At 60.5% G+C, this 471-nt stretch carries 1 protein-coding gene; it reads left to right on the forward strand.

Features of this window, described 5'->3' with window-relative positions; all coding sequences use genetic code 11:
• Window positions 1-86: 86 nt before the first annotated feature.
• On the forward strand, window positions 87-471 hold a 385-nt coding region (locus AC1DY7_RS31275), incomplete at its 3' end, for an ABC transporter permease subunit (RefSeq protein WP_477497642.1).

A 471-nucleotide genomic window follows, 5' to 3' on the forward strand; every position in this document is an offset into this window, starting at 1 on the left:
GGTGTCATCTATCTGTTGTTGAGCCTGCCGCTTGCCTACCTCTCGCGGAACATGGACAGCCGCATGCGAGCAAGGTTTTCGATGGCATGAATTGGTATGGCTTCATCGAAACCGTCCAGAACGCCAGTGGTGACCTGTTCGCCGGTCTGCTGGTCAGCATGAAGCTGACAGCTGTGGCGCTGTTTTTCGGGTATCTCCTGGCATTGCTGCTCGCTGTCTGGGTGATGACGCCCCACAAGGGCTCGCGGATGCTGGCACTGTGTGTGATCGAGTTCGGCAGGGGATTGCCTCTGTTGGTTCTGCTTCAGCTTCTCTACTACGGCCTCCCCGACGCAGGCATCACCATGGGGGGCTTTGCAGCGGCAACGGCGGCGCTGGCATTTCAAACCGGAGCGTATGGCAGCGAGGTATTCAGGGCCAGCCTGGAGGCGATCCCGAAGGGCCAGAAGGAGGCCGCGGATGCGTGCGGCC

This window comes from Mycobacterium sp. P2_H7 (genome assembly GCF_056403275.1).